Source organism: Shinella sp. M27 (assembly GCF_049199905.1).
In the GTDB taxonomy this organism is placed as follows: Bacteria; Pseudomonadota; Alphaproteobacteria; order Rhizobiales; family Rhizobiaceae; genus Shinella.
Map to the genome: position 1 here is coordinate 1 of NZ_JBLZPK010000046.1, position 4,438 is coordinate 4,438.

4 protein-coding genes are annotated in these 4,438 nt (G+C 65.1%); 3 read left to right on the forward strand and 1 reads right to left on the reverse strand.

The genetic code is table 11. The annotated features are described in order from the left end of the window. Window positions 1-70 precede the first annotated feature (70 nt). The gene (locus tag ACOZK4_RS18210) at window positions 71-697 is read left to right on the forward strand and encodes a LysE family translocator (protein WP_421593099.1); all 627 of its coding nucleotides are present in this window, start codon (window positions 71-73) and stop codon (window positions 695-697) included. Window positions 698-738: 41 nt separating this feature from the next. Here the strand turns inward: ACOZK4_RS18210 and ACOZK4_RS18215 are convergent, their stop codons facing one another. Next, entirely contained in the window at window positions 739-1,776 is a 1,038-nt protein-coding gene (locus ACOZK4_RS18215; RefSeq protein WP_421593100.1) for an Ldh family oxidoreductase, read from the reverse strand. A 143-nt stretch (window positions 1,777-1,919) separates the two neighbouring features. Here ACOZK4_RS18215 and ACOZK4_RS18220 point away from each other — a divergent pair, with 143 nt between their 5' ends. Both ACOZK4_RS18220 and ACOZK4_RS18225 read left to right on the forward strand, forming a co-directional pair. After that, complete coding sequence (locus ACOZK4_RS18220; protein WP_421593101.1) at window positions 1,920-3,437, forward strand: aldehyde dehydrogenase (NADP(+)); 1,518 nt, start codon at window positions 1,920-1,922, stop codon at window positions 3,435-3,437. A 176-nt stretch (window positions 3,438-3,613) separates the two neighbouring features. Further along, window positions 3,614-4,423: a transporter substrate-binding domain-containing protein gene (locus ACOZK4_RS18225; RefSeq protein WP_313526629.1), complete on the forward strand. Its 810-nt coding sequence runs from the start codon at window positions 3,614-3,616 to the stop codon at window positions 4,421-4,423. The last annotated feature ends 15 nt before the right edge of the window (window positions 4,424-4,438 follow it).

Here is a 4,438-nt window from a genome sequence, read left to right on the forward strand (position 1 = left end):
GTTTTCGTTTGCCATTGCCGCGACGGCTTCATTTTGCGACTGTCGCGACATCGCAACGAGAGAAACCGACATGCCTTCCCTGGATGTGCTGCTTGCCTTCGCCGTCACAACGGCGATCTTCGCCTTCATTCCCGGCCCTGCCATGCTCTATGCCGCGGCCCGGACGATGGCCGGCGGTCGCAAGGCGGGCCTGATGGCGGTCCTCGGTATTCATCTCGGCGCATACGCGCATATCATCGCGGCCGCCGCCGGACTTTCCGCGCTGTTTCATGCGGTGCCGCTCGCCTATACGTGCGTCAAGCTCGCGGGCGCCCTCTATCTCATCTGGCTCGGGGTTTCGCTGTTCCGCGCGACGGACCAGCAAGAGGAGAACGCAACCGCCCCGAAGGGTGGGCGACGGGCCTTCGCGCAGAGTGTCACCGTCGAGATCCTGAACCCCAAGACGGCGATCTTCTTCCTCGCCTTCCTGCCGCAGTTCGTCGACAGCGGTGCCGGGTTGCCGATCTGGATGCAACTTGCGATTCTCGGGACGGTGGTGAACCTGATCTTCACCTTCGCCGACGTCGTCAGCGTTCTGCTTGCGGATGTGATCCTCGCGCGACTGAAGCGCTCAAGCGGCGTGCAGGCCCTTGTGCGCAAGGCCGGCGGGACCATCCTTATCGGGCTCGGCGCCCACCTTGCCCTGCAGAAGGGCTGAAGGCCGCGGCAATCGCTTGCCGCGGCACCAGGTCGAGCCCGTTACGCGATCGCGTCGAGACCCTTTTCCAGCAGACGATCCAGCTGTTCCGTTTCGGCGGCCGTCAGCGTGACGCCCTCCGCCTCGGACTTTTTGCGGGCCACGAAGCGGCGCTGCGAAGGCAGGCGGGCACCGGCGCCGACGATGGCCTCGAAGAGCACTTCGGCGCGGGCGAAGGGATCGCCCGGGCGACCCTTGGCGAAGGCTTCCGGCGACAGGGCGATGATGAGTTCGCCGTGGAAGGGGGCGAGCGTCGTGGTGCCGAGAAAATCGAGCACTTCCGGGCTCGTCAGGTCGCCGATCATGATGCCGGCGAGAAGCTCGATCATCGTGCCGATGGCAGAGCCCTTGTGGCCGCCGAAGGGCAGCATGGCGCCGGCAAGGGCTGCTTCCGGGTCGGTCGTCGGGTTGCCGTCGGCATCGATCGCCCAGCCCTCGGGCAGCGGCTTGCCGGCACGGCGGTGCAGCTCGATCTCGCCGCGAGCGGCGACCGAGGTGGCGAAGTCGAAGACGTAGGGCGAATTGTCCTTGCGCGGCCAGCCGAAGGCGAAGGGGTTGGTGCCGAGCAGCGGCTTGTTGCCGCCGGTGGGGGCGACCGTAGCATAGCTCGGGCACATGACGAGGGCGGCAAGACCCTCGTTCGTCACAGCCTCGACTTCCGGCCACAGTGCGGAGAAGTGGGTGCAGTCGTTGATGACGAGCGCCGCGATGCCGAGCTTTTTCGCACGCTCGGCAAGAGCGGGAACGCCCAACTCAAAGGCCGGGTTGGCGAAGCCGCCGTCGGCATTGACCTTGACGATGGCAGATCCCTCGTTGCGGTCGAGAACCGGCACGGCATCCGGCTTCACCTTGCCGGCCTTGACGGTGCGCAGCGCGCCTTCGATGCGGTAGATGCCGTGCGACTTGCAGGCGTCGCGCTCGCCGGCGACGATGACGCGGGCCAGCGCCGCAGCCTGCACGGCATTGAGACCGCCCTTGCGGAAGATGGCTTCGACACGCTCGTGCAGCGCGGCGATCGTCAGGGTGGAGGTTTGCGTCATCTTTCGTCTCTTCCGCTGTGCCGCCCGTGCAGGTTGGCGATTGAACATTTGCATACATAGAGTATACAAGATTTCGACAAGTGCAATTCGCCCTCTCCTCTCCTATATCGGGCGAACCCCATTCCGCAAGAAAGGTACGTCTCATGGCTTTCACTCCCCACGGTAAACACCTCGTCGCAGGCGAATGGCTCGACGGCAACGGCACGTTTACCTCCTCGCCCGCCCATGGCCCGGCGCACGCCTTCGCCGTCGGCACGGTCGAACTGGTGAACCGCGCGGCGGAAGCCGCCGAAGACGCCTTCCTGAGCTATGGTTACGCCTCGCGCGCCGACCGCGCCGCCTTCCTGCGCGCCATCGCCGACGAGATCGAAGCGCGCGCCGAGGCCATCACCGAGATCGGCACGCAGGAAACCGGCCTGCCGGTCGCCCGCCTGCAGGGTGAGCGCGGCCGCACCACCGGGCAGCTCCGCCTCTTCGCCGATCATATCGAGAAGGGCGACTTCCTCGACCGTCGTTTCGATGCGGCCCTGCCCGACCGCCAGCCGGCACCGCGCCCGGAAATCCGCCTGATCCAGCGGCCGATCGGCCCGGTCGCCGTGTTCGGCGCCTCCAACTTCCCGCTCGCCTTCTCCACGGCCGGCGGTGATACAGCTGCCGCGCTTGCCGCCGGTTGCCCCGTCGTGGTCAAGGGTCACTCGGCCCATCCAGGCACGGGCGAGATCATCGCCGAAGCCGTTTTCGCCGCCGTCCAGAAGACCGGCGTGCATCCAGGCGTCTTCTCGCTCATCCAGGGCGGCAACCGCCAGGTCGGCGAGGCCGTCGTGCAGCATCCGCTGATCAAGGCCGTCGGCTTCACCGGCTCGCTGGCCGGCGGCCGCGCGCTGTTCAACCTGTGCGCCGCCCGCCCGGAGCCGATCCCGTTCTTCGGCGAGCTCGGTTCGGTCAACCCGATGTTCGTTCTGCCGGAAGCCGTGAAGGCGCGTGCTGAAAGCCTCGGCCAGGGCTGGGCCGGTTCGCTCACCATGGGTGCCGGCCAGTTCTGCACCAATCCCGGCATCGCCATCGTCCAGGACGGCGCGGATGCCGACCGCTTCACGGCCGCTGCCGTCGAGGCGTTGTCGAAGGTTGCCGCGCAGACCATGCTGACGGACGGCATCGCCAAGGCCTACCAGGACGGCCAGGCGCGCTTTGAGAGCCGCAATACGGTCAAGCCGCTGCTGACGACCGAATCCACCGGCCGTAACGCCCTGCCGAACCTTTTCGAAATCTCGGGCGACCAGTTCCTCGCCGACCACGCGCTTTCTGAAGAAGTCTTCGGCCCGCTCGGTCTCGTCGTGCGCGTCTCCTCAGTCGATGAGATGGTAAAGCTTGCCCGCAACTTCGAGGGACAGCTGACGGCGACGATCCACATGGATGCCGGCGACCTCGAAGACGCCAAGCGCCTGCGGCCGTTCCTGGAACGCAAGGCCGGCCGCGTGCTGGTCAACGGTTTCCCGACCGGCGTCGAGGTGGTCGATTCCATGGTGCATGGCGGCCCCTACCCGGCCTCGACGAATTTCGGCGCGACGAGCGTCGGTACGATGTCGATCCGCCGCTTCCTGCGTCCGGTGTCCTACCAGAACTTCCCCGAAGGCCTGCTGCCCGAGGATTTCCTCAATTAATTCAAGCCTGAAGCTTGCCTGATAGGGCCGGGCCTTCCGAAAGGGAGGCTCGGCATTTTTTTGCATACGAGCTATATACTTTTTGCATATTATTTGTATTTTATAGGACGATTTACATCACGGGCAGGACGGACCTCGCCCAAGTGAATCGTCCAGACCAATCCAGGGAGAGAGTAATGAAGAAGACCTCGGTCCTCGCCTTCGGCCTCGTGGCCGCCACCGCCCTCACCAGCCCGGCCAAGGCCGACAAGCTGGACGACATCATCTCGTCCGGCACGCTGCGCTGCGCCGTCGTTCTCGACTTCCCGCCGATGGGCTCGCGCGACGAGAGCAACAACCCGATCGGCTTCGACGTCGACTATTGCAACGATCTGGCCAAGGCGCTCGGCGTCACCGCCGAAATCGTCGAGACGCCCTTCCCGGAACGCATCCCGGCGCTGATGTCCGGCCGCGTCGATGTCGGCGTCGCCTCGACCTCCGACACGCTGGAACGCGCCAAGACCGTCGGCATGACGATCCCCTACTTCGCCTTCGAAATGGCCGTCACGGCCAATGACAAGTCGGGCATCAAGTCCTTCGAGGACATGAAGGGCAAGACGGTAGGCGCCACCGCCGGCACGTTCGAGGCCATCGCGCTCGAAAAGACGATGAAGGAATTCGGCGCGGGTGAATTCCGTCCGTACCAGACCCAGGCCGATGTCTTCCTGGCGCTGAGCCAGGGCCAGATCGACGCCACGGTCTCCACCTCGACGGTCGCTCAGGCCACCGTCAAGAGCGGCAAGTTCCCCGGCATCTCCGTCGTCGGCAAGGCGCCCTACGACATCGACTATGTCGCGCTCTTCACCAACCGCGAAGAATACGGCCTGATCAACTACCTGAACCTGTTCATCAACCAGCAGGTTCGCACCGGCCGTTACAACGAGCTCTACGAAAAGTGGGTCGGCGGCGAAGTTCCGTCGCTTTCGGTCAACGGCGTTTATCGCTAATCTGCCGTTTTGAAG